The organism is Paenibacillus sp. GCM10027628 (genome assembly GCF_042676385.1).
Lineage (GTDB): Bacteria > Bacillota > Bacilli > Paenibacillales > NBRC-103111 > Paenibacillus_E.
The window spans coordinates 103,118-125,354 of sequence record NZ_JBHTHA010000049.1 but is presented as its reverse complement, the minus strand read 5'-3'; the positions used below and the strand labels follow the sequence as shown (position 1 = coordinate 125,354).

General features: G+C 46.2%; 21 protein-coding genes. 20 read left to right on the top strand and 1 reads right to left on the bottom strand.

Annotated elements, in window-relative coordinates; translation table 11 throughout:
• Positions 1 to 429: 429 nt before the first annotated feature.
• Genes ACFQZT_RS30445 through ACFQZT_RS30430 form a run of 4 tightly spaced genes read left to right on the top strand, consistent with a single transcriptional unit; the run spans position 430 to position 3,688 of the window.
• A complete protein-coding gene (locus ACFQZT_RS30445) occupies positions 430 to 1,080 on the top strand; it encodes a ribonuclease HII (RefSeq protein ID WP_379306374.1) in 651 nt (216 codons plus the stop codon).
• 57 nt (positions 1,081 to 1,137) lie between these two features.
• Positions 1,138 to 2,985 (top strand): hypothetical protein, encoded by a 1,848-nt coding sequence (locus tag ACFQZT_RS30440; protein ID WP_379306372.1) that lies wholly within the window; start codon positions 1,138 to 1,140, stop codon positions 2,983 to 2,985.
• A complete protein-coding gene (locus ACFQZT_RS30435; protein WP_379306370.1) occupies positions 2,982 to 3,299 on the top strand; it encodes an EscU/YscU/HrcU family type III secretion system export apparatus switch protein in 318 nt (105 codons plus the stop codon). Before ACFQZT_RS30440 ends, ACFQZT_RS30435 begins: the two co-directional genes overlap by 4 nt.
• Positions 3,296 to 3,688: a YraN family protein gene (locus ACFQZT_RS30430; RefSeq protein ID WP_379306368.1), complete on the top strand. Its 393-nt coding sequence runs from the start codon at positions 3,296 to 3,298 to the stop codon at positions 3,686 to 3,688. The genes ACFQZT_RS30435 and ACFQZT_RS30430 overlap by 4 nt, the downstream gene beginning before the upstream one ends.
• Positions 3,689 to 3,750: 62 nt before the next feature.
• Here the strand turns inward: ACFQZT_RS30430 and ACFQZT_RS30425 are convergent, their stop codons facing one another.
• A complete protein-coding gene (locus ACFQZT_RS30425) occupies positions 3,751 to 5,319 on the bottom strand; it encodes a YifB family Mg chelatase-like AAA ATPase (protein ID WP_379306366.1) in 1,569 nt (522 codons plus the stop codon).
• A 186-nt stretch (positions 5,320 to 5,505) separates the two neighbouring features.
• On the opposite strand from ACFQZT_RS30425, the gene ACFQZT_RS30420 reads away from it, so the two are divergent.
• From ACFQZT_RS30420 to fliI, 16 genes are all read left to right on the top strand, one after another.
• Entirely contained in the window at positions 5,506 to 5,769 is a 264-nt protein-coding gene (locus tag ACFQZT_RS30420; RefSeq protein WP_379306364.1) for a hypothetical protein, read from the top strand.
• Between the two features lie 283 nt (positions 5,770 to 6,052).
• The gene (sucC, locus tag ACFQZT_RS30415; protein WP_379306362.1) at positions 6,053 to 7,213 is read left to right on the top strand and encodes an ADP-forming succinate--CoA ligase subunit beta; all 1,161 of its coding nucleotides are present in this window, start codon (positions 6,053 to 6,055) and stop codon (positions 7,211 to 7,213) included.
• A gap of 81 nt (positions 7,214 to 7,294) precedes the next feature.
• Positions 7,295 to 8,227 (top strand): succinate--CoA ligase subunit alpha, encoded by a 933-nt coding sequence (gene sucD / locus ACFQZT_RS30410; RefSeq protein WP_379306360.1) that lies wholly within the window; start codon positions 7,295 to 7,297, stop codon positions 8,225 to 8,227.
• A 116-nt stretch (positions 8,228 to 8,343) separates the two neighbouring features.
• On the top strand, positions 8,344 to 9,435 hold the full coding sequence (gene dprA / locus ACFQZT_RS30405; RefSeq protein WP_379306358.1) for a DNA-processing protein DprA: 1,092 nt from the start codon (positions 8,344 to 8,346) through the stop codon (positions 9,433 to 9,435).
• A gap of 69 nt (positions 9,436 to 9,504) precedes the next feature.
• Positions 9,505 to 11,607: a type I DNA topoisomerase gene (gene topA, locus ACFQZT_RS30400; RefSeq protein ID WP_379306356.1), complete on the top strand. Its 2,103-nt coding sequence runs from the start codon at positions 9,505 to 9,507 to the stop codon at positions 11,605 to 11,607.
• Between the two features lie 13 nt (positions 11,608 to 11,620).
• Positions 11,621 to 12,943, top strand: a complete 1,323-nt coding sequence (trmFO, locus tag ACFQZT_RS30395; protein ID WP_379306354.1) for an FADH(2)-oxidizing methylenetetrahydrofolate--tRNA-(uracil(54)-C(5))-methyltransferase TrmFO — start codon at positions 11,621 to 11,623, stop codon at positions 12,941 to 12,943.
• 174 nt (positions 12,944 to 13,117) lie between these two features.
• Positions 13,118 to 13,672, top strand: a complete 555-nt coding sequence (gene hslV, locus ACFQZT_RS30390; protein WP_379306352.1) for an ATP-dependent protease subunit HslV — start codon at positions 13,118 to 13,120, stop codon at positions 13,670 to 13,672.
• A gap of 98 nt (positions 13,673 to 13,770) precedes the next feature.
• Positions 13,771 to 15,168, top strand: a complete 1,398-nt coding sequence (gene hslU / locus ACFQZT_RS30385) for an ATP-dependent protease ATPase subunit HslU (RefSeq protein ID WP_379306350.1) — start codon at positions 13,771 to 13,773, stop codon at positions 15,166 to 15,168.
• Between the two features lie 36 nt (positions 15,169 to 15,204).
• The gene (codY, locus tag ACFQZT_RS30380) at positions 15,205 to 15,990 is read left to right on the top strand and encodes a GTP-sensing pleiotropic transcriptional regulator CodY (protein ID WP_379306348.1); all 786 of its coding nucleotides are present in this window, start codon (positions 15,205 to 15,207) and stop codon (positions 15,988 to 15,990) included.
• Positions 15,991 to 16,233: 243 nt separating this feature from the next.
• On the top strand, positions 16,234 to 16,641 hold the full coding sequence (gene flgB, locus ACFQZT_RS30375) for a flagellar basal body rod protein FlgB (protein WP_379306346.1): 408 nt from the start codon (positions 16,234 to 16,236) through the stop codon (positions 16,639 to 16,641).
• Between the two features lie 6 nt (positions 16,642 to 16,647).
• Entirely contained in the window at positions 16,648 to 17,097 is a 450-nt protein-coding gene (flgC, locus tag ACFQZT_RS30370) for a flagellar basal body rod protein FlgC (protein WP_379306344.1), read from the top strand.
• A 55-nt stretch (positions 17,098 to 17,152) separates the two neighbouring features.
• On the top strand, positions 17,153 to 17,425 hold the full coding sequence (gene fliE / locus ACFQZT_RS30365) for a flagellar hook-basal body complex protein FliE (protein ID WP_483874897.1): 273 nt from the start codon (positions 17,153 to 17,155) through the stop codon (positions 17,423 to 17,425).
• A gap of 43 nt (positions 17,426 to 17,468) precedes the next feature.
• Positions 17,469 to 19,049 (top strand): flagellar basal-body MS-ring/collar protein FliF, encoded by a 1,581-nt coding sequence (gene fliF, locus ACFQZT_RS30360; RefSeq protein WP_379306340.1) that lies wholly within the window; start codon positions 17,469 to 17,471, stop codon positions 19,047 to 19,049.
• Positions 19,050 to 19,061: 12 nt separating this feature from the next.
• Positions 19,062 to 20,078 carry a flagellar motor switch protein FliG gene (fliG, locus tag ACFQZT_RS30355; protein ID WP_379306338.1) on the top strand — a complete coding sequence of 339 codons (1,017 nt, stop codon included), beginning with the start codon at positions 19,062 to 19,064 and terminating at the stop codon, positions 20,076 to 20,078.
• Positions 20,062 to 20,910: a FliH/SctL family protein gene (locus ACFQZT_RS30350; RefSeq protein WP_379306336.1), complete on the top strand. Its 849-nt coding sequence runs from the start codon at positions 20,062 to 20,064 to the stop codon at positions 20,908 to 20,910. Before fliG ends, ACFQZT_RS30350 begins: the two co-directional genes overlap by 17 nt.
• On the top strand, positions 20,910 to 22,235 hold the full coding sequence (gene fliI / locus ACFQZT_RS30345) for a flagellar protein export ATPase FliI (protein WP_379306414.1): 1,326 nt from the start codon (positions 20,910 to 20,912) through the stop codon (positions 22,233 to 22,235). The genes ACFQZT_RS30350 and fliI overlap by 1 nt, the downstream gene beginning before the upstream one ends.
• Positions 22,236 to 22,237: the final 2 nt, after the last annotated feature.

Below are 22,237 nucleotides of genomic sequence, written 5' to 3'. Positions count from 1 at the left end.
CTGGTTGTGAGACGTGGTCTTTTTTTTCTCTACGGGAATGATTTAGCCCATATTGCAATGTTGGACGAGTAGTGGATGAGGGGACTTCAATTTTTGAATCTTGCAGAACAGGGGGGGGATGGATATGTTCTACATTGGATTTTATACAGCAGATTATAGCATTACGATTATTTCAACAAGTTAGGCTGGAAAATATCCAATGGATTTGGAGGATATGAATTGGAGTTCGCCAACTGAAGGAAAATGATTGGAGAGAATCCAATGAATGGAGGCGTTTCGCCTCAAGTAAACTATTTCTGTTGGACAAAATCCAACTGCAAAGGATCTGGAACGAACTATTCGTTTGATGCTTCATGTTCGATTCATTTTTGTATGGCTCGGAGATGCCGTCTTCCCTTATAATGAAGAGACGGAAAGGGGCGAAAGCCATTGCTGGAGTTTGAAAAACGTCTTTGGGAACAAGGCATGGCCCATCTGGCAGGTATTGATGAGGTAGGCAGAGGGTGCTTGTTCGGTGATGTCGTAGCGGCTGCTGTGATATTGCCGGCGGGTTATGTGCTGGATGAGGTCAACGACTCGAAGAAGCTATCGGAAAAGAAGCGCGATGTACTTTACGAACAAATCATGAATGAAGCGATAGCCATTGGGGTCGGCATTGTTGATGTCGCAACCATTGAAGCGATAAATATTAAGCAAGCTGCGAGATTGGCGATGAAGCAGGCTGTGGAACAATTGAAAGTAATGCCTGATTATTTGTTGGTAGATGCTGAGCGGGTTGATGTGGATTTGGAGCAAGAGGCTATTATCCATGGGGATGCGCTTAGTCAATCGATCGCCGCGGCTTCTATCATAGCGAAAGTAACAAGAGACCGGATGTGTAATGAATGGGACGAGCAGTACCCTGAGTATGGGATTGCTGTACATAAAGGATATGCGACAAAACATCATCGAGAAATGCTGCTGCGATACGGTCCAACGCCTTTGCACCGCAAATTGTTTATTCGAAAAATAATGGCTCAGGGGGAACAAACCGAGCCGCAGGCCGAACAAATGGAGCTGGAATTGTTTGCGAACGATTAAAGAAAAAGCATAGGGATGCCGATATTATACATAACGTGGATTTGAGGTGAGATCGGCATGAATATTAGTGGACTTATTCGTAGTTTGGTCGGTGATTTGACAGCATCAGACAGCAAGGTTCTGGAGCTCAAAGTAGGACAGATCGTGAAAGGTGTAGTCCTACAGTTGTTAGGCGACCAAGATGCGTTATTGAATATAGGCGGCGTTCAGGTGCGTGCCAAACTGGAGACTCCTTTGAAGCAAGGGGATGTTACCATGCTCCAGGTCCAGCCTGAGTCCAGTGGCGGCCAAATCCTGCTTAAGCCGCTTGAATCTTCGGATGTTCAAATCGCGGATGATTCGTTAGGCGAATTGCTTCAAGCATTTTCGTTAAAGGATAACACGGGCAACCGTCAAATGGTTCGATCGCTCCAGCGTGAAGGTGTTTCGCTGTCCAAGGAAACTGTTCAGTCGTTCGCAACGGTGCTCAATCAAGCGCCGGAGGGCGTGAGTAAGGATGAATGGATGCAGGCGGCTGTTCTTGCATTCAAAAAGGGTTTGCCGTTGACGCAGGAGACCGTGGCTGCCGTGCGGCAGGCTACAACCGGTCCAGCTGTTGGACAAGTGCTGGAGCGGCTCATGCAGCAAGCGTCAGTGCTGCTTCAGGAGCAACCAGCACACCCTGCTGCCGATACCGCGAAGCAGGTGGTATCGCTGCTGAATCAGCTGCGGGCTTCCGCCGCAGCGGCAGGGCTCACGCGGCGGCCGGAGGCGCCGGCCGCGGCTGGCGCAGCGCATGCTGCTTCGCAGGCAGGCGGAAGTGCCGCGGCGGCTCCCGCAGGGTCGCCGCCTGTTAGCGGCAGCGCGGCTCCGCCCGCTGCCGGCGAGACGGCGCCTGCGGCTTCGCCAGCAGGCGGGCAGGGCCCTGCCTCCGCTGCGCCACGCGCGGAGGCGCCCCCCGCCGCCGGCCCGGCACAGCCGCCGGCGCCGCAAGCGGCCGCCCGCCCAGCGGGGGCGGCCGAGCCGCTCCGGGCTCAGGCGCGCAGCGCTGAGCCTGTGCACGAAGGCGAACCGCCGGTGGCGGGTTCGCCCGGAGCCCCGCCGCCGGCGAAGCCGAAGGCGGCGGGTGAGCAAGCTCAGGTGCGAAGCACTGAGCCGGACAAAGGCGCCGCTGATCCGGAGCCAAACTGGATCAGCAAGATGCTCAAGGCCGTGGGCGTGGAACACGAGGCTCATGTAGCGAAGCTGAATGAGCGTGTCGAGGTTGCGCTTCGCCCACGGGGCGGTACTGACGATCTGCTGCTGCAAGGCACGATCGTCCCAACAGATGGGCAGGACGAGGCCATCAAGCCTGCAGCCGATACATTGAAGAGCCTGCTGCTGCAGCTGACAGCCTCAGATGATACGCCAGCGCCGCTCAAGGAAGCGGCGCAGCAAGCGATTCACCAAATTACAGGTCAGCAGCTCATGCTGACTAACGATAAAAGCTCCATGTTTGCGCAAGTCACCCTCTTCATCCCGTTTATGGACGGAACGGGTCAGCAGTCTGCTGCCGTGCACATTCAGTCCCAAAAAGGAAAGCGCGGAGAAGTGGACGCAAGCAATTGCAGGCTCTTGTTTGACCTGCAAATGAAAGCGATGGGGAATACACTTGTAGATGTCCATGTAGTCAACAAAATAGTAAGTCTGCATATTCACAATGATGATCCTGCCGTTGCTGCATTCATGGAAAACGCAAGGGAAGAGATTTCTACAGCCATGAATAAAGCAGGCTATCAATTCTTCTCATTAAAATGTTCGCCTTATCCGACCATCCAAGAAAGCGATGCAAGCAATCAAAATCAGGGATCCGGCGATGGCGTGAAATTGGATCTTCGTTCGCTTTATCATCCTAAACCGTACAAAGGGGTGGATCTTCGCGCATGAGTAAAGAGCAAGACGAACATGGTGCGCAGAAACCGACTCCGATCAAAAAGGCCGTAGCCCTTCGGTACGCTCCGGAAGCGCAGAGAGCGCCAACCGTTGTGGCCAAAGGGAAAGGCCATATAGCCGACACCATTTTACAAAAAGCAAAGGAAAACGGAGTTCCGATTCAAGAAGATTCCTCATTGGTGGAAGTGCTTTCCAAGCTTGAACTGGACCAAGAGATTCCACCGGAGCTTTACCAATTGGTTGCTGAGGTGCTTAGTTTTATTTATCGCTCAGATAATAGGATGAAGCAAGAGAGGAAAATAACATGACCGGTTTGCGTAAAGATACTCGAAAGCAATTAGGTAAACTTGGTGAGGAACTTGCGGAAGATTTCCTGCGGGAACGAGGCTATTTGATCGTCGAACGAAATTGGCGCTGCCGAACGGGTGAGATCGATATCATTGCTGAGTTTGAGGGGATTCTGGTCTTTGTTGAGGTAAGGGCGCGAAAACCTTCAGCTAGCTTCGGGTTAGCAAAGGAATCGATTGATCACAGAAAACAATTGAAGGTTAGAGAAACCGCACAATTCTACCTGCACCGATATAAAAAGCATGAGCAGCGAGTCAGGTTCGATGTGATGACGGTGGAATTTGCTGGGGCTGGTTCTATAGAGGATGCGGGTACTCCCCATATTGAACATATCATTGGAGCCTTTTGATCCGAAAGTCTAAGGAGACTTCGGTCAAAAGGCTTTTTTACGTGTAATACGTGTAATACGGGTTATATTATTTCTTGAACGGGCTGCTTTTTATCCAAATTCCGGTATTGGATCGCTTCAGCGACATGCTGCGGTTGAATGATATCGCTATGCTCCAAGTCTGCAATGGTAAGGGCAAGTCGCAGAATACGATCATGAGCCCTGGCGCTAAGTCCTAACGCTTCGAAAGAAGCACTCAATAATTGATCCCCTTCGGGCGTCAATTTGCATATTTGCCGAAGCAGTTTTCCATTCAATTCATTATTGTGTTGTATGCCCTTTCCGGCATATCGGCGCTGTTGCCTTTGATGAGCGTGCATAACTTGATCAAGCATTTCATCGGATGAGAGATGACCGGCCCTTTCTTTCAATTGAGCATAGTTTGGTTTGGGAACCTCGATATGAAGATCAATGCGATCGAGCAGAGGGCCGGAGATTTTTGATCGATAGTGAGCAACTTTTAATAAGCTGCAGGTGCAAGCATTGGTTTCCGTTTCAGCTCCCCAATACCCGCAGGGACAAGGATTCATAGCAGCAGCTAGAATGAACTGGGAGGGGAACGTATAGACGGCACGCGCTCTGCCAATCGTGACATTGCGATCTTCCAGGGGCTGTCTTAATACCTCGAGGGCATTTCGCGTGAACTCCGGCAGTTCATCAAGGAACAGAATCCCTCTATGCGCAAGGCTAACCTCTCCAGGTTTTGGGATGGTTCCACCGCCGACAAGTCCTGCAGCCGATATCGTGTGATGTGGGGCTCGGAACGGCCTTTTGCGCATAAGGGAGGTGCGATCCAGCAGTTTTCCAGAGGCGCTGTATATTTTGGTAACCTCTAGCGATTCTTTGTCGGACATGGGAGGCAGGATGGAGGGCATGCGCTTCACCAGCATTGTTTTGCCCGTGCCCGGCGGGCCAATGAGGAGTATATTGTGCATGCCGGCGGCTGCGATCATCATAGCTCGCTTTACTTGATGCTGCCCGCTAACATCTGCGTAATCATCTTGATAAAGCTGTGTTTCTCCAACTGATAATGTTCTTTCGTCCTGCCTTTGATTAACGTCATTAAATAAGAAATCGGAGCAAGTGCTCTCGTTCCAGCGTTTAAACTCGGCTAAGTTGGCTATTGCATAAACTTCGATGCCTTCAATAAGAGCAGCTTCTGAGGCGTTTGCCGCAGGTAAGCAAACCCGTTTAATACCGATTCTTTTGGCGGCGTGAACCATGGATAATACCCCGGGCACAGGTCTCAGGGACCCATCCAAAGCAAGCTCGCCGATCAAAAGTGTTTGTTGAATCATGTCGATTGGGACTTGGGCAGTCGTGATGAGAATTCCCAATGCGATGGCCAGATCGAAGGAGGAGCCTTCTTTACGCAAGTCGGCAGGGGCAAGATTGACGGTGATGCGATCCATTGGAAATGTAAAGCCGCCATTTTTAATTGCTGAGCGCACCCTTTCTACGGATTCACGTACCGCAGAGTCGGGAAGGCCGACTAGATTGATCTGCGGAAGACCGCTGGAAATGTCAACTTCGACTTCGATCGTCTGTCCTTCTATTCCTTGCAAACAAGCGCTCATTACTTTTCCATACATCAAAAACACCTTCCATTCCATAGAGTCTCACAGCTTCACAGGCTGCAGTTCGATGGGATAAAAGGTGCTTCCTTATTGATCCATTTTTCTTTTCATTGTACACGAAGTTGGTAAAATTGCGCAAATGCCAAGTCGAAAGCCGGCGGTTTAAAAGTCTAAAACATGCACATACTGGAAGTAGAGGTGATGAACATGCAGGAAAAACCGTATTTTTGTCCCAATTGCCGTTCCAATCGTGTCAAGTTCAATGTCATTACAAGCTATTCGCAATCCTTCGTGAAAGATGCGCTCTCTGGAAGCATTACGGAATTCAAGGAACCCGATGCGATTGCTGAGCCTGAACCCACTATTCAATGTTTGGTTTGCAGCTTTACAAGCAACGAAATGCGCTTTGTCAAGCAGGCCGAGAGAGAACCGCGAATGAATACGACGACAACAACATTCTATTGAAGCTGCAAGCGGGACGTATTTTTCATCCAATGGAAAATGCGTCTTCTTTTTGTGTTGGAGTGATAGCTAAAGTTTTTCAGCGTGAAAGGAAACTTCTACTGGATTAACGAAAAAAATAAGGAAACTGTCGAAAAAAAGTGATACAATGGTTAGGGCTTGTGAAGAAGTGTGATACTAATTCCGGCAGCAAGATTTATCTCGTGCACAGCATTAATTGGGAATTGCACTTTTTCCCCTGTATAGCACGTATAGAAAGTCCATACTGATAGGAGGATTTTAGGAAATGAATATCCATGAGTACCAAGGCAAAGAAGTCCTGAGACAGTACGGAGTCAGCGTTCCTAATGGTAAAGTTGCTTTTACTGTTGACGAAGCCGTTGAAGCAGCAAAAGAACTCGGAACATCCGTCGTCGTTGTAAAGGCGCAAATTCATGCCGGAGGTCGCGGTAAAGCAGGCGGCGTCAAGGTAGCCAAAAACCTCGATGAAGTTCGTACATATGCAAGCGTAATTCTTGGAAAAGTTCTTGTTACACACCAAACAGGTCCAGAAGGTAAAGAAGTGAAACGCCTTCTTATCGAGCAAGGTTGTGACATTAAGAAAGAATATTATGTTGGTGTTGTCGTTGACCGTGCAACGGGCAGCGTTGTTATGATGGCTTCTGAAGAAGGCGGCACTGAAATCGAAGAGGTTGCTGAGCATTCTCCAGAGAAAATCTTCAAAGAAGTGGTTGATCCTGCGATCGGTCTTCAAGCTTTCCAAGCGCGCAGACTCGCTTACAACATTAACATTCCTAACGAGCTTGTAGGTAAAGCAGCTAAATTTATGCTTGCTTTATACAAAGCTTTCGTGGAAAAAGACTGCTCCATTGCTGAAATCAACCCACTGGTTGTAACTGGCGACGGCGACGTTATGGCGTTGGATGCCAAATTGAACTTTGATTCCAATGCTCTTTTCCGTCACAAAGATATCGTTGCACTTCGCGACCTTGAAGAGGAAGATGCGAAAGAAATTCAAGCTTCCAAATATGACCTGAGCTATATCGCGCTTGACGGCAACATCGGTTGCATGGTTAACGGTGCGGGTCTTGCAATGGCTACGATGGACATCATTAAGCACTACGGCGGAGATCCTGCCAACTTCCTTGACGTAGGGGGCGGTGCTACGAAAGAGAAAGTTACCGAAGCATTCAAAATTATCCTTTCCGATGAGCAAGTAAAAGGTATTTTCGTCAACATCTTCGGCGGCATCATGCGTTGCGATGTTATTGCTGACGGCGTTGTGGCAGCAGCCAGAGAGCTTGGACTTTCCCGTCCGCTCGTAGTTCGTCTTGAAGGTACAAACGTGGAGCTTGGCAAAAAGATTCTTAACGAATCCGGCCTCAACATCGTTGCCGCTGATTCCATGGCGGACGGCGCTCAAAAAATCGTTGCACTAGTGAAATAAGTAAGAGGAGAGACTTTGGTCTTCGACCAAAGATCCCTATATTAAGTTCCAAATTATAGAGTGGGATGTGAACAAAAGATCATGAGTATTTTGGTCAATAAACATACAAAAGTCATTACTCAAGGGATTACCGGCGCTACGGGCTTGTTTCATACCAAAGGCGGTCTTGACTACGGCACACAAATGGTTGGTGGCGTAACCCCAGGTAAAGGCGGCACAAAACTTGATATCACTTTGGAAAACGGTGAGGTTGTTCAGCTTCCGGTTTTCAACACTGTGGTTGATGCAAAAAAAGCAACTGGTGCAACGGCATCCGTTATTTACGTTCCTCCTGCATTTGCAGCAGAATCGATCATTGAAGCGGTAGACGCCGATCTTGATCTGGTTATCTGTATTACAGAAGGTATTCCTGTTCTTGACATGGTTAACGTAAAACGTTACATGGAAGGCAAAAGAACTGTTTTAATCGGACCAAACTGCCCAGGCGTTATTACACCAGGCGAATGCAAAATCGGTATTATGCCTGGATACATCCATACTCCTGGTCATGTAGGTGTCGTTTCCCGATCCGGAACCCTGACTTACGAAGCGGTTCATCAATTGACGACTCGCGGTATCGGACAATCTTCTGCCGTAGGTATCGGCGGAGACCCTGTCAAAGGTTCCGAGTTCATCGATATCCTCAAACGTTTCAACGAAGATCCAGATACGTATGCCGTGATCATGATCGGTGAAATCGGCGGTACGGCAGAAGAAGAAGCGGCTGAGTGGGTTGCGGCGAACATGACCAAGCCGGTTGTTGGCTTCATCGGCGGTAAAACTGCGCCTCCAGGAAAACGTATGGGCCACGCAGGCGCCATTATTTCCGGCGGTAAAGGTACGGCTGCAGAGAAAGTAGCAACGATGGAAAGATGCGGAATCCGCGTAGCTGCTACTCCATCTGAGATGGGATCCACACTTGTGGCTGTCCTTGAAGAAAAAGGCATGCTTGACAAAGTTATTACCAAAAAATAATCATTTTCTATTGAAGGTAAGCAACCTTCCAAATTCCTCCTAGAGGGATCTGGAAGGTTTTTTTATTTTCACGACATTCAAAACATTTGTAAGAATGGTAAGGAGTGTATATACTTATGGATAATCGACTTATTATTTTTGGTCTTCATGAGCTGGAGGGCGTCGGTTGGAAAACGATTCTTCAATTATTAAGCCGTTTCCCGGAGCCTCAAGCATTGTTCGAGCTTCCAGCAAGCGAAATTGCTTCCGCCGGAATTAAAAATTCCATCGCAGAGCAAATTGCCAAAAAGTTGTCCCCGTCCTTTATCGAGGAGCGGCTTCAGCTTTACACGAAGCAATCCATCAGGATTCTTTCGTTGTTAGATGAAGACTACCCGCTTATTTTGAAAGAAATTGCTCAACCTCCATGGATTTTATATATAAAAGGTGATCCTGCATACCTAAATCAAAAGCTATTAGGCATGGTTGGTACGCGAACGCCGACGATTTATGGCAAAAAAATTGCCGAAGAGCTTGCGGCTGAGCTTTCACACGCGGGATTCGGTATTGTGAGCGGGTTAGCACGCGGGATCGATAGTAAGGCTCATATCGGAGCATTAAAGGGCAAGGGCAAGACGGTGGCCGTTTTAGGCTGTGCCATTAATCAGATCTATCCGCGGGAGAACGCGCTGCTTTACCGGAATATTGAGCGAGAGGGCGTCATTATTTCTGAGTATCCGATCGGCACGGGGATTCATCCGGGCATGTTTCCCCAGCGCAACCGAATCATTGCCGGGTTGTCACTAGGGGTCACTGTTATAGAAGCAGCTGAAGATAGTGGTTCATTGATTACTGTCGATTTTGCGCTTGATGAGTCCAGAGATGTTTTTGCCGTTCCGGGTCCGATTGATTCTAACCAAAGCAGCGGTGTCCATAAACTTCTCAAGCAGGGAGCCAAGCTAGTTACAAATGTCGAAGATATAATAGAAGATTATCATTTTATGTTGGAACCCGTTGATCGGAGCTCTTTGCAGAAGCCTTCTCGGGTCATTGAATTGAGTGTAGAAGAACGCGAAATTATGGCAATAATGTCTAATGAACCGATCAGTATTGATACAATATTAGAGAGCAGTCAATTTACGTTTGGACATTTGCATGCAGTTCTGTTATCTTTACTATTGAAAAAGGCGATTAAACAGCTTCCGGGATCTACTTACATGAGAGCATAAGCTATTCAAGAAGCTTTTCTTCTCGCCAATAGACTTTACCTTGACATACGAGGGGGGGAAGGACGATCCATGGCGGATTCTTTAGTCATCGTTGAGTCACCAGCAAAAGCCAAAACCATCGGAAAATATCTAGGCAGCAAATACATCGTAAAAGCCTCGATGGGTCACATTCGCGACCTTCCGAAAAGCCAAATTGGTGTAGAAGTAGATCGTAACTTTGAGCCTAAATACATAACGATACGCGGCAAGGGCTCTATCCTTAAAGAGCTGAAAGATGCTAGCAAGAAAGTTAAAAAAATATATCTGGCGGCTGACCCGGATCGTGAAGGGGAAGCGATTGCATGGCACTTGGCCCACTATTTGGATGTGGGTTCGGATGAAGCTTGTCGAGTTGTATTTAATGAAATCACGAAAGATGCGGTTAAGGACGCTTTCAAGACGCCTCGACGTATTAATCAAGATCTCGTAAACGCGCAGCAGGCCAGAAGGATTCTTGACCGACTTGTGGGATATAAAATCAGTCCTCTGCTTTGGAAAAAAGTAAAAAAAGGGCTTTCCGCAGGCCGCGTTCAATCGGTTGCCGTTAAGCTGATTCAAGATCGCGAGAATGAAATCAAAGCGTTTGAACCGGAAGAGTATTGGTCGATTACCGTTGTTTTGGATGCTGGCAAAAATGTGTTTGAAGCAAAATATTACAGCATCCGTGGCGAGAAAAAAGAACTACACTCTCAAGAAGATGTTAATGAGATTCTTGCCGCAATGGGTAACGGCACCTTTACGGTGCAAGAGGTCAAAGAGAAAGAGCGTCAGCGCAATCCTTCTCCGCCTTTTATTACAAGCTCCATGCAGCAGGAAGCAGCAAGGAAATTAAATTTCCGGGCTTCCAAGACGATGTCCGTTGCCCAGCAGCTGTATGAAGGAATTGACCTTGGGAAGGAAGGTACCGTAGGTTTAATCACTTATATGCGTACGGACTCCACACGGATTTCTCCGGTAGCCCAAGAAGAAGCGAAAGAATTCATAATTGGTAAGTACGGCGCTGCTTTCTATCCGGAAACGCCTCGGCAGTACATCAAGAAAAACGCGAATGCGCAAGATGCGCATGAAGGGATCCGACCAACATCCGTGCTGCGCGAACCTGATCAGCTGAAAGAGTTTCTGAGCAAGGATCAATACCGACTGTACAAGCTCGTTTGGGAGCGTTTTGTGGCAAGTCAAATGGCTTCAGCCATTCTGGATACGATGACCGTAGATTTGGCTGCAGGTGAAACAATTTTCCGAGCTGCAGGTTCCAAAATGAAGTTTGCCGGTTTCATGAAGGTATATGTCGAAAGCAATGACGATGGAACGACGGAGGAAGATAAGCTGCTGCCGGCAATGTCTCCAGGTGATTCTTTGCAACAGCAGAGCATTGATCCTAAACAGCATTTCACTCAACCCCCTCCAAGATACACGGAAGCCCGTTTAGTGCGAGCACTGGAGGAAATGGGCATCGGACGACCGAGTACGTACGCGCCTACGCTGGAGACGATTCAAAAGCGTGGTTACGTTGCGATCGAAGAGAAAAAGTTCGTTCCGACGGAGCTTGGTGAGCTCGTCATTCAACTGATGCAAGAATTTTTTCCGGAAATACTGGATGTCGAGTTTACGGCGCACATGGAAGAAGAACTGGACTTTGTCGAAGAGGGCAAAGAAGATTGGGTGAAGGTTTTGGATTCCTTTTATACTTCCTTCGAAAAGCGGCTGGAGGTCGCTGAAGAGGAAATGAAAGAGATCGAGATCCAGGACGAAGTATCCGATGAGATTTGTGAAAAGTGCGGAAAACCTCTCGTCTACAAAATGGGACGCTTCGGTAAATTCCTTGCTTGCTCCGGATTCCCGGACTGCCGGAATACGAAACCGATCGTTAAGGATATAGGCGTAACTTGTCCGACTTGTCATCAGGGCAAGATCGTTGAGCGAAGAAGTAAAAAGGGGCGAGTATTTTTCGGATGTGACCGCTATCCGGATTGCGACTTTGTCTCCTGGGATAAGCCGGTAAGTAAACCTTGTCCTAACTGCGGTTCATTGTTGATTGAGAAGCGGAGTAAGAACGGTATCAGCATTCAATGCATTCAGTGTGATTTTAAAGAAGAAGTTAATGAAGAGAATCAAGATGAAGTGAAAGATTAGAGGTGTACCGATTTTGCCAGATTATCCAAGAGTAACGGTCATCGGCGCAGGATTGGCAGGAAGCGAAGCAGCATGGCAGATCGCCCGCCAAGGCGTGCCGGTAACGTTATACGAAATGCGCCCCGTGCGTAAAACTCCGGCTCATATTACAGATCAGTTCGCAGAACTGGTTTGCAGTAATTCGCTTAGAGCGAATGGTTTAACGAATGCAGTTGGCGTGCTGAAAGAAGAGATGAGGCGTATGGATTCGCTCATTCTTGCTTGTGCAGATCGTCATGCTGTTCCGGCGGGCGGCGCTTTAGCAGTAGACCGTGATGGATTTTCCCAGGCCGTGACGTCGACGCTGCGCAATCATCCGCTTATCGAAGTGCGCAACGAGGAAATGCAAGCTTTACCTGAAGGCATTACCGTAGTAGCTTCAGGACCGTTGACATCGCCCTCCCTTTCAAGTGAATTGAAAGAGCTGATGGGTGAAGAATATTTATACTTCTACGATGCAGCTGCTCCTATTGTTGAGAAAGACTCCATCGATATGAGCAAAGTGTATCTCGCTTCCCGCTATGACAAAGGGGAAGCGGCTTATCTCAACTGTCCGATGACCGAAGAGGAATTTAACACATTCTATGAAGCGTTAATTACAGCAGAGGTGGCCGAACTCAAGGAATTCGAGAAAGAGATTTATTTCGAAGGCTGTATGCCTCTTGAAGTGATGGCCAAGCGCGGAAAACAAACGGTGCTTTTCGGTCCGATGAAACCGGTCGGCTTGATTAATCCCCATACAGGCAAAATGCCGCATGCCGTGGTTCAGCTTAGACAAGACAATGCGGCGGGTACTTTGTATAATCTCGTTGGCTTCCAAACCCACTTAAAATGGGGCGAGCAAAAACGGGTGCTGTCCCTGATCCCTGGGCTCGAAAATGCAGAGTTTGTCCGCTATGGTGTCATGCACCGCAATACATTCATCAATTCTCCTAAGCTGCTCGAACCGACTTATCAGTTTAAGCGCCGCGACAATCTATTCTTTGCCGGACAAATGACCGGTGTCGAGGGTTATGTGGAATCAGCCGCTTCTGGACTTATCGCGGGAATGAATGCAGGACGATTGGCTAAAGGTGAACCGTGTCTTGTGCTTCCTCATGAAACAACATTAGGCAGTATGGCTAATTATATTACTACAGCCGACTTCAAGCATTTTCAACCGATGAATGCCAATTTCGGACTGTTGCCGCCTCTGCCGGAACGAATTCGTAACAAAAAGGAAAAGTACGAAAAACTAGCTCATAGAGCGCTGGAAAGTATTCAGAATTTTTCGGAAAAGGAACTTGCAAGCTTGTAAGTAAAGCTGTCCCTATGTTACTATAATTATGTTTTGTGGCATTTTCATGGATGCAATAATCACCTCTAGACGCGGTCGCTTATTTTCGCAAGACCTCGCTAGAGGTTTATCTCATTTTTAAGACAGAATCTTTTGTGCACATGGTCTGATTATGATTCCGAAGAGGTGAAATCGATGGATCCGAAAAACGCATCATTTCATGCGACAACGATATTTGCGATTCGTCATCAGGGTAAAGGAGCTATTGCCGGGGATGGACAAGTGACATTTGGCAACAGCATGATTATGAAGGGGAGCGCCAAAAAAGTAAGGCGTTTATATAGAGGAAAAGTTGTAGCCGGCTTTGCTGGTTCGGTAGCGGATGCCATTACGCTTTTTGAGAAATTTGAAGGCAAACTGGAAGAACACCATGGCAACCTGCAGCGCGCTGCGGTAGAGTTGACCAAGGATTGGCGTCAAGACCGCGTTTTACGAAGACTTGAAGCAATGATGATCGTGATGGATGCATCGGGCTTGTTATTGCTTTCCGGCAATGGCGAGATTATTGAGCCGGATGACGGCATTTTAGCGATCGGTTCAGGAGGCAGTTTCGCATTGGCAGCGGGTAGAGCGCTTCACCGACACGCCCCTGCATTAAGCGCCAGAGAAATCGCACACGCGGCTTTAACGACAGCTGCTGAAATTTGTGTTTTCACCAATCATAATATTATCGTTGAAGAGATTGAGTAGGTCTTGTATGCTTACGATGCCAGCTTTCCTACGGAAAGCTCAGCTTATGCTTACGAAGTAAGTTTTGCTAAAGCAAAACTCTTAGGAGGGTACCTTAAGTGAAAAACAGCTCCCTTACACCTAAACAAATTGTGCAGGAATTGGATCGATATATTGTTGGTCAGAAGAAAGCGAAAAAATCTGTCGCGATTGCATTGCGTAATCGTTATCGCAGAAGTTTGCTCGATGAGACGCTTCGTGATGAAATCGTTCCGAAAAATATTCTTATGATCGGGCCGACGGGTGTGGGGAAGACGGAAATTGCCCGCAGATTAGCCAAGCTCGTAGGAGCGCCTTTCATTAAAGTGGAGGCAACGAAATTCACAGAAGTTGGTTATGTCGGGCGCGACGTTGAATCCATGGTGCGTGATTTGATTGAAACATCAATCCGCATGGTGAAAGCGGAACGTACGGAAAAAGTCAAAGATCGCGCAGAGAAGCTCGCTAATGAGCGTCTGGTTAACCTTCTTGTTCCGAATCCTGCACGCGCCAAGACGCAGCGAAATCCACTCGAAATGCTCTTTGGCGGTCAAAATCAACCTGCGCAGGAAGAACCGGCACCTGATCCTTCGCTTGCAGCAAAACGGTCGCAAATTGCAGAGCAACTCGCCCAAGGGAAGCTCGAGCAGGAAACGATTGAAATTGAAGTCGAGGATTCCTCGCCATCCATGATGGATATGCTTGCAGGCCAGGGCAATGAACAAATGGGCATGAATATGCAAGAGATGTTCGGCAATCTTATGCCGAAAAAGATGAAGAAGCGTAAATTATCCGTGAAGGAAGCCCGTAAAGTGCTGACTCAGGAAGAAGCACAGCGCTTGATTGATATGGATGAAGTGATTCAGGAGTCGATCAGCAGAGCCGAGCAATCCGGCATCATTTTCATTGATGAGATTGATAAAATTGCAAGCAGCAGCCGCGGTGGCGGTGGACCTGACGTTTCGCGAGAAGGTGTTCAACGCGATATTTTGCCTATTGTTGAAGGTTCAACCGTCGTGACGAAATATGGTCCGGTGAAGACGGATTATGTGCTGTTTATCGGGGCCGGCGCTTTCCATATCGCCAAACCTTCTGACCTTATTCCAGAGTTGCAGGGACGCTTTCCAATCCGCGTAGAATTAAACAATTTAACGCATGAGGATTTCGTATCCATTTTGAAAGAACCAAAGAACGCATTAACTAAGCAGTACACAGCACTTTTACAAACTGAAGGCATAACCGTAGAATTTGCCGATGAGGCAGTTCATGAGATTGCGCGAATTGCTGTAGAAGTCAATCAAAATACCGAAAATATCGGGGCTCGACGGTTGCATACGATTTTGGAAAAGTTATTAGAGGATTTGTCATTTGAAGCGCCAGAGCTTACGCTTGAGCATATCGTCATTAATCCGGAATATGTTCGCGAGAAATTAAGTGACATTGTCCAAAATCGCGATTTGAGCCAGTATATCTTATAGTGAATAAGCATGGTTAAGTAAGTAGGAGGCAGTTACATGAGTTTATTAAACAAAACAAGAAGGCTAAATCGGTTACTTCAAAAAGAAGCGGGTAATGCGGTTAGCTTTATGGATATGGCTGAAGTATTGCGCGATATCGTTATCGCCAATATTTACGTAGTAAGCCGAAAGGGCAAAATACTTGGATATGCTTTAACGAATGATCCCATATCGCCGGAAATGAATCAAACGATTTTGGTGGATAGACGGTTTCCGACGGAGTCGAATAATCTTTTAATGAAGATTGAAGAAACTTCCTCCAATGTGGAGCCGGATAGTCCTTATTACTATTACACAGATCAAATGAGAGATATGTTTCCATATACGTATACGACTATTGTTCCTGTAATCGGAGGCGGAGATCGTCTTGGGACATTGGTTTTAAGTCGAAACGATGCGGCTTTTGTGGATGACGATTTGATTTTGGCGGAGTATGGATCAACAGTTGTAGCCATGGAAATCTTAAGAGAACGAGCTGAAGAAATTGAGGAAGAGGCACGCAGTAAAGCTGTAGTTCAAGTCGCAATTGGCTCTTTGTCTTTCAGTGAGATGGAAGCCGTTGAACATATATTTGAAGAACTGGACGGCAAAGAAGGTCTCTTAGTTGCAAGTAAAATTGCCGACCGCGTTGGGATCACACGCTCAGTCATTGTTAATGCGCTTCGTAAATTGGAAAGTGCCGGAGTCATCGAGACACGCTCGCTGGGAATGAAAGGCACTTATATCCGAATTCTAAATGAACAATTAATTCTTAGCATCGAACAACTCAAAACGAAACTATAACATCTAAATAAATGTCGAATATGAAGCAAAGCCCTGTCTTGTAAAAGATAGGGCTTTTTTCTTATTGTAAGTTAGGTTAATATCTTAGATGATAAGAAATGTAACAAATGCTTCTACATATTTCTACAATTTGGTAACAAATCATTTTATTATTTATGAATATAATGTCGAAATAAGAAGGAATCATGAGGGTTAACGTTGAATATTTACTCAACCATTCTATAGAAAGTGGGTATTTTCCTAATGTCTCTTTTAGACAAGCCCAGTTGGAATTTAATGGAGCGTACGCTTGATGCGTCGTCCCTTCGACAAAAAGTCATAGCGAATAATGTCGCCAATGTGGATACACCTTATTTCAAACGTTCTGATGTCATGTTTGAAGAACTTTTACAAGGCCAAATGAGTTCATCGACACCCTCTATAGAAGGATATCGAACGGATCGTAGACATTTTTACATAGGTAAATCACCGAATGTGACGCCTCCGGAAATAAAGACCGATGAAACAACTGCGATTAACAATAACATGAATAATGTCGACATGGACTATGAAATGTCTTTGATGGCCAAAAATCAACTGAAATATAATACTTTGATTCAACAAATGAATAGTGAGTTTAAAAAGATGCATACCGTCCTGGGAGGGAAATGATAAACGATGAGACTCACGAACGGATTTGATATTAGTTCGTCCGCCCTTACAGCACAACGCTTGAGGATGGATGTCATTTCTTCCAATATCGCCAATGCTGATACAACTCGGGCCAAATTCGTCGATGGGAAATGGGTTCCCTATCAGCGGAAATTAGTTTCATTTGAAACGAAATCACAACCAACCTTTGCCCAAACCTTGCAATCGGCAATGGCGGATGGAACCGGCGAGGGAGTCAGAGTTAATAAAATTTTCGATGATACTTCACCGCTCAAGCAAGTGTATAATCCTACTCATCCCGATGCGGACTCAAATGGATTTGTGTATATGCCCAACGTTGATGTGCTCAAGGAAATGGTAGATATGATTTCGGCGACGAGATCTTATGAAGCCAACGTCACTGCGCTTAATGCCAGTAAATCCATGATATCGAAGGCATTGGAAATAGGTAGATAACTAGTAAAGGAGGCTCATCATGCTCGACAAAATCAGCTATAGCCCAATTAATATTATGAGCTCCGTACAGCCTAAAGATAACACAGGCGAAGGTGCAGCGGATTTAGGGAAAAAATTCGGTTCATTTCTTAATGATGCAATGAACAATTTAAATACACAGCAACAGCAAGTCGACCAGTTGAATCAGAGTTTTATCAAAGGCGAACTCTCTGATGTTCATCAATTGACTATCGCTTCTGAGAAAGCTTCATTAGGACTGGAACTGACCGTACAGGTTAGAAATAAGGTTCTGGAAGCTTATCAAGAAATGATGAGAATGCAGCTGTGATTCCGCTCCGCGCTGCTAAACTTTGGGTCAATGAGGTGACACCGTGAATGAGAACCTGCTCCAATATTGGGAAAAGGTGAAACAATATTGGAATCGATACAGTAGAACGACGAAAATCACTTTCATAGCTACGGTTTTCCTCTTGGTTCTTACTGCAGCAATTATCAGTTTTAATTTATCCAAGACAGAATATTCATTAGCCTTTACCGATTTGCAGCCTAGTGATGCTGCATCCATTAAAAATTATTTGGATACGGCTAAGATTCCTTATCATCTAAGTGCTGATGGTAAAAGTATCGAAGTTCCAACGAGTGAAGTTGCAAATGTGAAACTTGGTGTTGAATCTCAAGGGTTGAACAAAAATGGTTCCTTAGGTTTCGGTGCGTTTAGCAACAGCAGTTCATTCGGTATTACTGATAATGAATTTAAAGTCAAATATTTAAATGCCGTTCAAGGGGAGCTTCAACAATTAATTAACTCCAATCAAGGTATTAGCAGTTCTAAAGTGTTAATCACATTACCGGAAGAAGGTCCCTTCTTAAAACAGCAGCAAGAGCAAGCGACAGCTTCCGTAGTGCTTCAAATTAAACCGGGTTATACCATGGATCAAGGTAAAATCGATACGATTTATAATTTGGTTTCTCACAGTGTGAAGAACCTTCCTTTGGAGAATATCACCATCTCAGATCAATATGGAGAAAGCTTGAATTCTTCCAAGGCAGGCGGGCAAAATTCTGCGAACTTGGTAACGAGTCAAGCGGACATTAATAATCAATTCCGTAACGATTTGCAGAAAAATATTAACAGTATGCTCGGCACGATGCTGGGTCGCGATAAAGTCATCGTTAGTGTATTCTCGACGATGAACTTCGATCAAAAGAAAAGTAAAGAGCAGCTGGTTAGTGCGCCAAATCAAGTAGATCAAAAAGGGTTGGAAATTTCCCTACAGGAAGCGACCGAGTCGTATCAGAACGACGGATCGTCGAATGGGGGGGTTCCTGGAACAGGTACAACTGATGTGCCGGGATATCCGGGATCATCCAGCTCTGGCAAATCGAATTCCGAGAAGAACAGCAAGACTGTGAACTACGAAGTGAATCGCATTACAAACGATATTATCTCAACGCCTTATGTGGTTAAGGATTTAAGTATTAATGTAGGGATAGAGCCCCCTGTTAAAGATGATCCTAACTCTTTGACTCCTGAGACGAAGGCAGCTGTACAAGCCGCTTTGGTGAATATTGTGAGAACGGCACTTGCCGATAATAAGGTCACTTATACTGACGCAGAATTGCAGCAAAAAGTTACAGTGTTTGCTCATTCATTTGTCCGGCCGGCAGACGCCGCAGCTGCCAAGACTACATCTTACTTGACTTATGGCGGATTAGCATTAGCTGCACTTGCTCTAGGTGCAATTGGCGGTTTTATACTGAGAAAACGCAGAAAAGCTACTCAACAACTGGAAGAAGAACTCAATATGCCGACTACTAAGGCAGAACTTCCAACAATCGATATCGAAAATGTGACCAATGACAATCAAGTGCGCAAACAATTGGAAACTCTTGCGAAGAAGCGACCCGAAGATTTCGTCAATCTGCTTCGTACTTGGTTAGTAGATGAATAGAGGTGCAGTTGTATGGCTAAAGCTGCTCTGCAAGGGTTAACCGGACGGCAAAAGGCCGCGATTCTTTTGATCAGTTTAGGCCCTGAGGTGTCTGCTCAAATTTTTAAACACTTGCGCGAAGATGAGATTGAGCAGTTAACGCTTGAAATTGCTAATGTAAGGAAAGTGGATTCTTTAGAGAAGGAATCCATTCTCATGGAATTTCATCAAATCTGCTTGGCTCAGGAATTTATCTCTCAAGGTGGTATTGCATACGCCAAAGATATTTTGGAGAAAGCTTTAGGTAATCAGAAAGCTCTGGATATTATCAACCGGTTAACGGCTACCTTGCAGGTGAGACCGTTTGATTTTGCTAGGAAAGCCGATCCGGCTCAAATTCTTAACTTTATTCAAAATGAAAACTCGCAAACGATCGCCTTGGTATTGTCTTACTTGCAGGCCGATCAAGCGTCGATTATTTTATCTTCACTTCCGCAAGAGAAGCAAGCTGATGTTGCGAAGCGTATTGCTTTAATGGACAGCACCTCGCCGGAAGTGATCAGTCAAGTGGAACGCGTGCTTGAGCAAAAACTTTCCGCGACGGTTACTCAGGATTACACGAACGCGGGCGGTATTGCTTCGATCGTTCAAATTCTGAATGGTGTTGATCGTGGTACGGAGCGTACGATTCTCGATTCCCTTGAAATTCAAGATCCGGAGCTTGCAGAAGAAATCAAAAAACGGATGTTCGTGTTCGAAGATATCGTCAATATCGACAATCGTTCTATTCAACGCATTATTCGGGATATTGAAAATGCCGATCTACAGCTTGCGCTTAAAGTGGCGAGTGAAGAAGTGCGCGACGCTTTGTTTAAAAATATGTCCAAACGGATGGCGGAAACCTTTAAGGAAGAAATGGAGTTTATGGGCCCAGTACGTCTGCGTGATGTGGAAGAGGCGCAAACACGCATCGTTGCCACCATTCGTCGTCTAGAAGAATCAGGTGAAATCATCATCGCTCGCGGTGGAGGAGATGATATTATTGTCTAATGTCATTAAATCATTTGCCTATGTTCCACTAGAGGATACTAAGCTTGTTGAAGCTCTTACGCCACAGCAGCTATATCGTGCAGGATTGCTTGAAGATGAAGAAAGCGTGAGAAACCAACTGACTCCGGAACAGCAGCAAGAGTTGGCAGAAGCAACCAGTATGAAGGATCAAATACTTCAGGATGCCGAAGCTTTTGCCAATGAGCAGATTCATCTCGCAATGCAGGAGTGTGCCGCGCTTCGGGAACAAGTTGACTCTGAGATATCTTCATGGTGGGAGCAACGTCGAGCACAAGATGAAGAACATGTTTCACAAGCTGAGCAAGCTGGGTTTGAAGAGGGATATCAGCGCGGGATAGAGCAGGCTGAGATCGTTCTTCGCCAAGAATATAATGAAATGTTGGCAGAGGCACGTACCATTTTGGAACAAGCCTATACTCTTAAACAGCAAATTATTCAAGAATCAGAACCTTTTCTTATAGATCTAAGTACTTCTATCGCTGAGAAAGTGATAGGTCGTCAATTAAGCATAAACCCGGAATGGGTACTCGATCTTGTCCAGAAAGTTCTTTCTCGTCGACGTGAAAAAGGAATTATTACGTTGTGTGTAACTCCTTCTCAATTCGCGTATATCCAGGATGCTCGTGAGGAATTGTTAACTTCCATCGACTCACAAGCTGAGCTAGAGATCATTCCTGATGCCTCTGTACAGGATCACGGATGTGTCATTCGTTCTTCCTATGGCAGTATTGACGCAAGAATTGATACGCAACTCAAAGAAATTAAATCAGCCCTGCGGCAAATGGCCAACCAAAGTGAGGGGGCTGAATGATGAGCTTTTCCGTGCCGTCAGCAGATAAATACAAAGAGTTGCTAAATGCAATCGACCCAGTTCGGGTCAATGGAAAAGTCACTCAAGTGATTGGTTTAACTGTAGAATCCGAAGGCCCGGATGTGAGTATAGGCGATCTTTGCTACATTTATCCGCATAAGTCCAATAAACCTTTGAAAGCGGAAGTTGTTGGTTTTCGTAGCAATAAAGTAGTATTAATGCCTTTAGGCGAACTGGAAGCCATAGGACCTGGCTGTGATGTAGTTGGAACAGGCAAGCCTTTGACCGTACAGGTTGGTCATGAATTGTTGGGCAAGGTGCTAGATGGCTTAGGGCAGCCGCTCGACGGATCATTTTTGCCATCAAGAATGGCTCAATATTCAACGAATAATGCGCCCAGCAATCCTCTAACTCGGCCGCGTGTTCTTCATCCGATTTCCGTAGGCGTTCGATGCATTGATGGTTTGCTCACGATCGGCAAAGGTCAGCGTGTCGGTATTTTCGCGGGTTCGGGTGTAGGTAAGAGCACGCTGATGGGCATGATCGCACGCAATACTTCGGCTGATGTCAATGTTATTGCACTTATCGGTGAGCGGGGTAGAGAAGTCCTCGATTTTATCGAACGAGACTTGGGCCCTGAAGGCTTGGCCAGATCCGTTGTGATCGTCGCGACCTCCGACCAACCCGCATTGATTCGTATTAAAGGTGCGATGATTGCAACAAGTATTGCTGAATATTTTCGCGATCGTGGTCTCAATGTCATGATGATGATGGATTCTGTAACCCGGTTTGCGATGGCTCAGCGGGAAGTCGGTCTTGCAGTAGGAGAACCGCCGGCAACTCGTGGTTATACACCATCCGTCTTCGCCATGCTGCCGCGATTGTTGGAACGATCCGGAACTGGGCCGAAGGGATCCATTACGGCATTCTATACGGTTTTGGTTGACGGCGATGATATGAATGAGCCAATCGCTGATGCAGTGCGCGGTATTCTGGATGGACATATCGTGCTCAATCGAAGCATAGCGAATAAAGGACATTATCCGGCTGTTGATGTATTATCCAGTGTGAGCCGCGTAATGAAAGAAATTGTCCCTCAGGAACATATGGAAGCTGCTGATCAATTAAAGCGACTTCTCTCCATATACAAAGATTCGGAAGACCTCATTAATATCGGGGCGTACCAAAAAGGTTCGAATCCAAATATCGATATTGCAATTGAAAATATTGAAACGATATGGAATTATACGAAGCAAAAAACGAGCGAGAAATTAACGTTTGATGAAGCGCAAGAACGTTTGATTCATGAATTTTACAGGGGATGAGG

Coding starts and splice junctions, on each gene's coding strand:
- ACFQZT_RS30420 (WP_379306364.1), top strand. CDS start 5,506: ATGAACATGCAGGAAAAACCGTATTTTTGTCCCAATTGCCGTTCCAAT.
- flgB (WP_379306346.1), top strand. CDS start 16,234: ATGTCTCTTTTAGACAAGCCCAGTTGGAATTTAATGGAGCGTACGCTT.
- ACFQZT_RS30350 (WP_379306336.1), top strand. CDS start 20,062: ATGATATTATTGTCTAATGTCATTAAATCATTTGCCTATGTTCCACTA.
- fliE (WP_483874897.1), top strand. CDS start 17,153: ATGAGCTCCGTACAGCCTAAAGATAACACAGGCGAAGGTGCAGCGGAT.
- ACFQZT_RS30435 (WP_379306370.1), top strand. CDS start 2,982: ATGAGTAAAGAGCAAGACGAACATGGTGCGCAGAAACCGACTCCGATC.
- topA (WP_379306356.1), top strand. CDS start 9,505: ATGGCGGATTCTTTAGTCATCGTTGAGTCACCAGCAAAAGCCAAAACC.
- fliI (WP_379306414.1), top strand. CDS start 20,910: ATGAGCTTTTCCGTGCCGTCAGCAGATAAATACAAAGAGTTGCTAAAT.
- ACFQZT_RS30440 (WP_379306372.1), top strand. CDS start 1,138: ATGAATATTAGTGGACTTATTCGTAGTTTGGTCGGTGATTTGACAGCA.
- hslV (WP_379306352.1), top strand. CDS start 13,118: ATGGATCCGAAAAACGCATCATTTCATGCGACAACGATATTTGCGATT.
- codY (WP_379306348.1), top strand. CDS start 15,205: ATGAGTTTATTAAACAAAACAAGAAGGCTAAATCGGTTACTTCAAAAA.
- fliG (WP_379306338.1), top strand. CDS start 19,062: ATGGCTAAAGCTGCTCTGCAAGGGTTAACCGGACGGCAAAAGGCCGCG.
- flgC (WP_379306344.1), top strand. CDS start 16,648: ATGAGACTCACGAACGGATTTGATATTAGTTCGTCCGCCCTTACAGCA.
- sucD (WP_379306360.1), top strand. CDS start 7,295: ATGAGTATTTTGGTCAATAAACATACAAAAGTCATTACTCAAGGGATT.
- sucC (WP_379306362.1), top strand. CDS start 6,053: ATGAATATCCATGAGTACCAAGGCAAAGAAGTCCTGAGACAGTACGGA.
- dprA (WP_379306358.1), top strand. CDS start 8,344: ATGGATAATCGACTTATTATTTTTGGTCTTCATGAGCTGGAGGGCGTC.
- ACFQZT_RS30430 (WP_379306368.1), top strand. CDS start 3,296: ATGACCGGTTTGCGTAAAGATACTCGAAAGCAATTAGGTAAACTTGGT.
- ACFQZT_RS30425 (WP_379306366.1), bottom strand. CDS start 5,319: ATGTATGGAAAAGTAATGAGCGCTTGTTTGCAAGGAATAGAAGGACAG.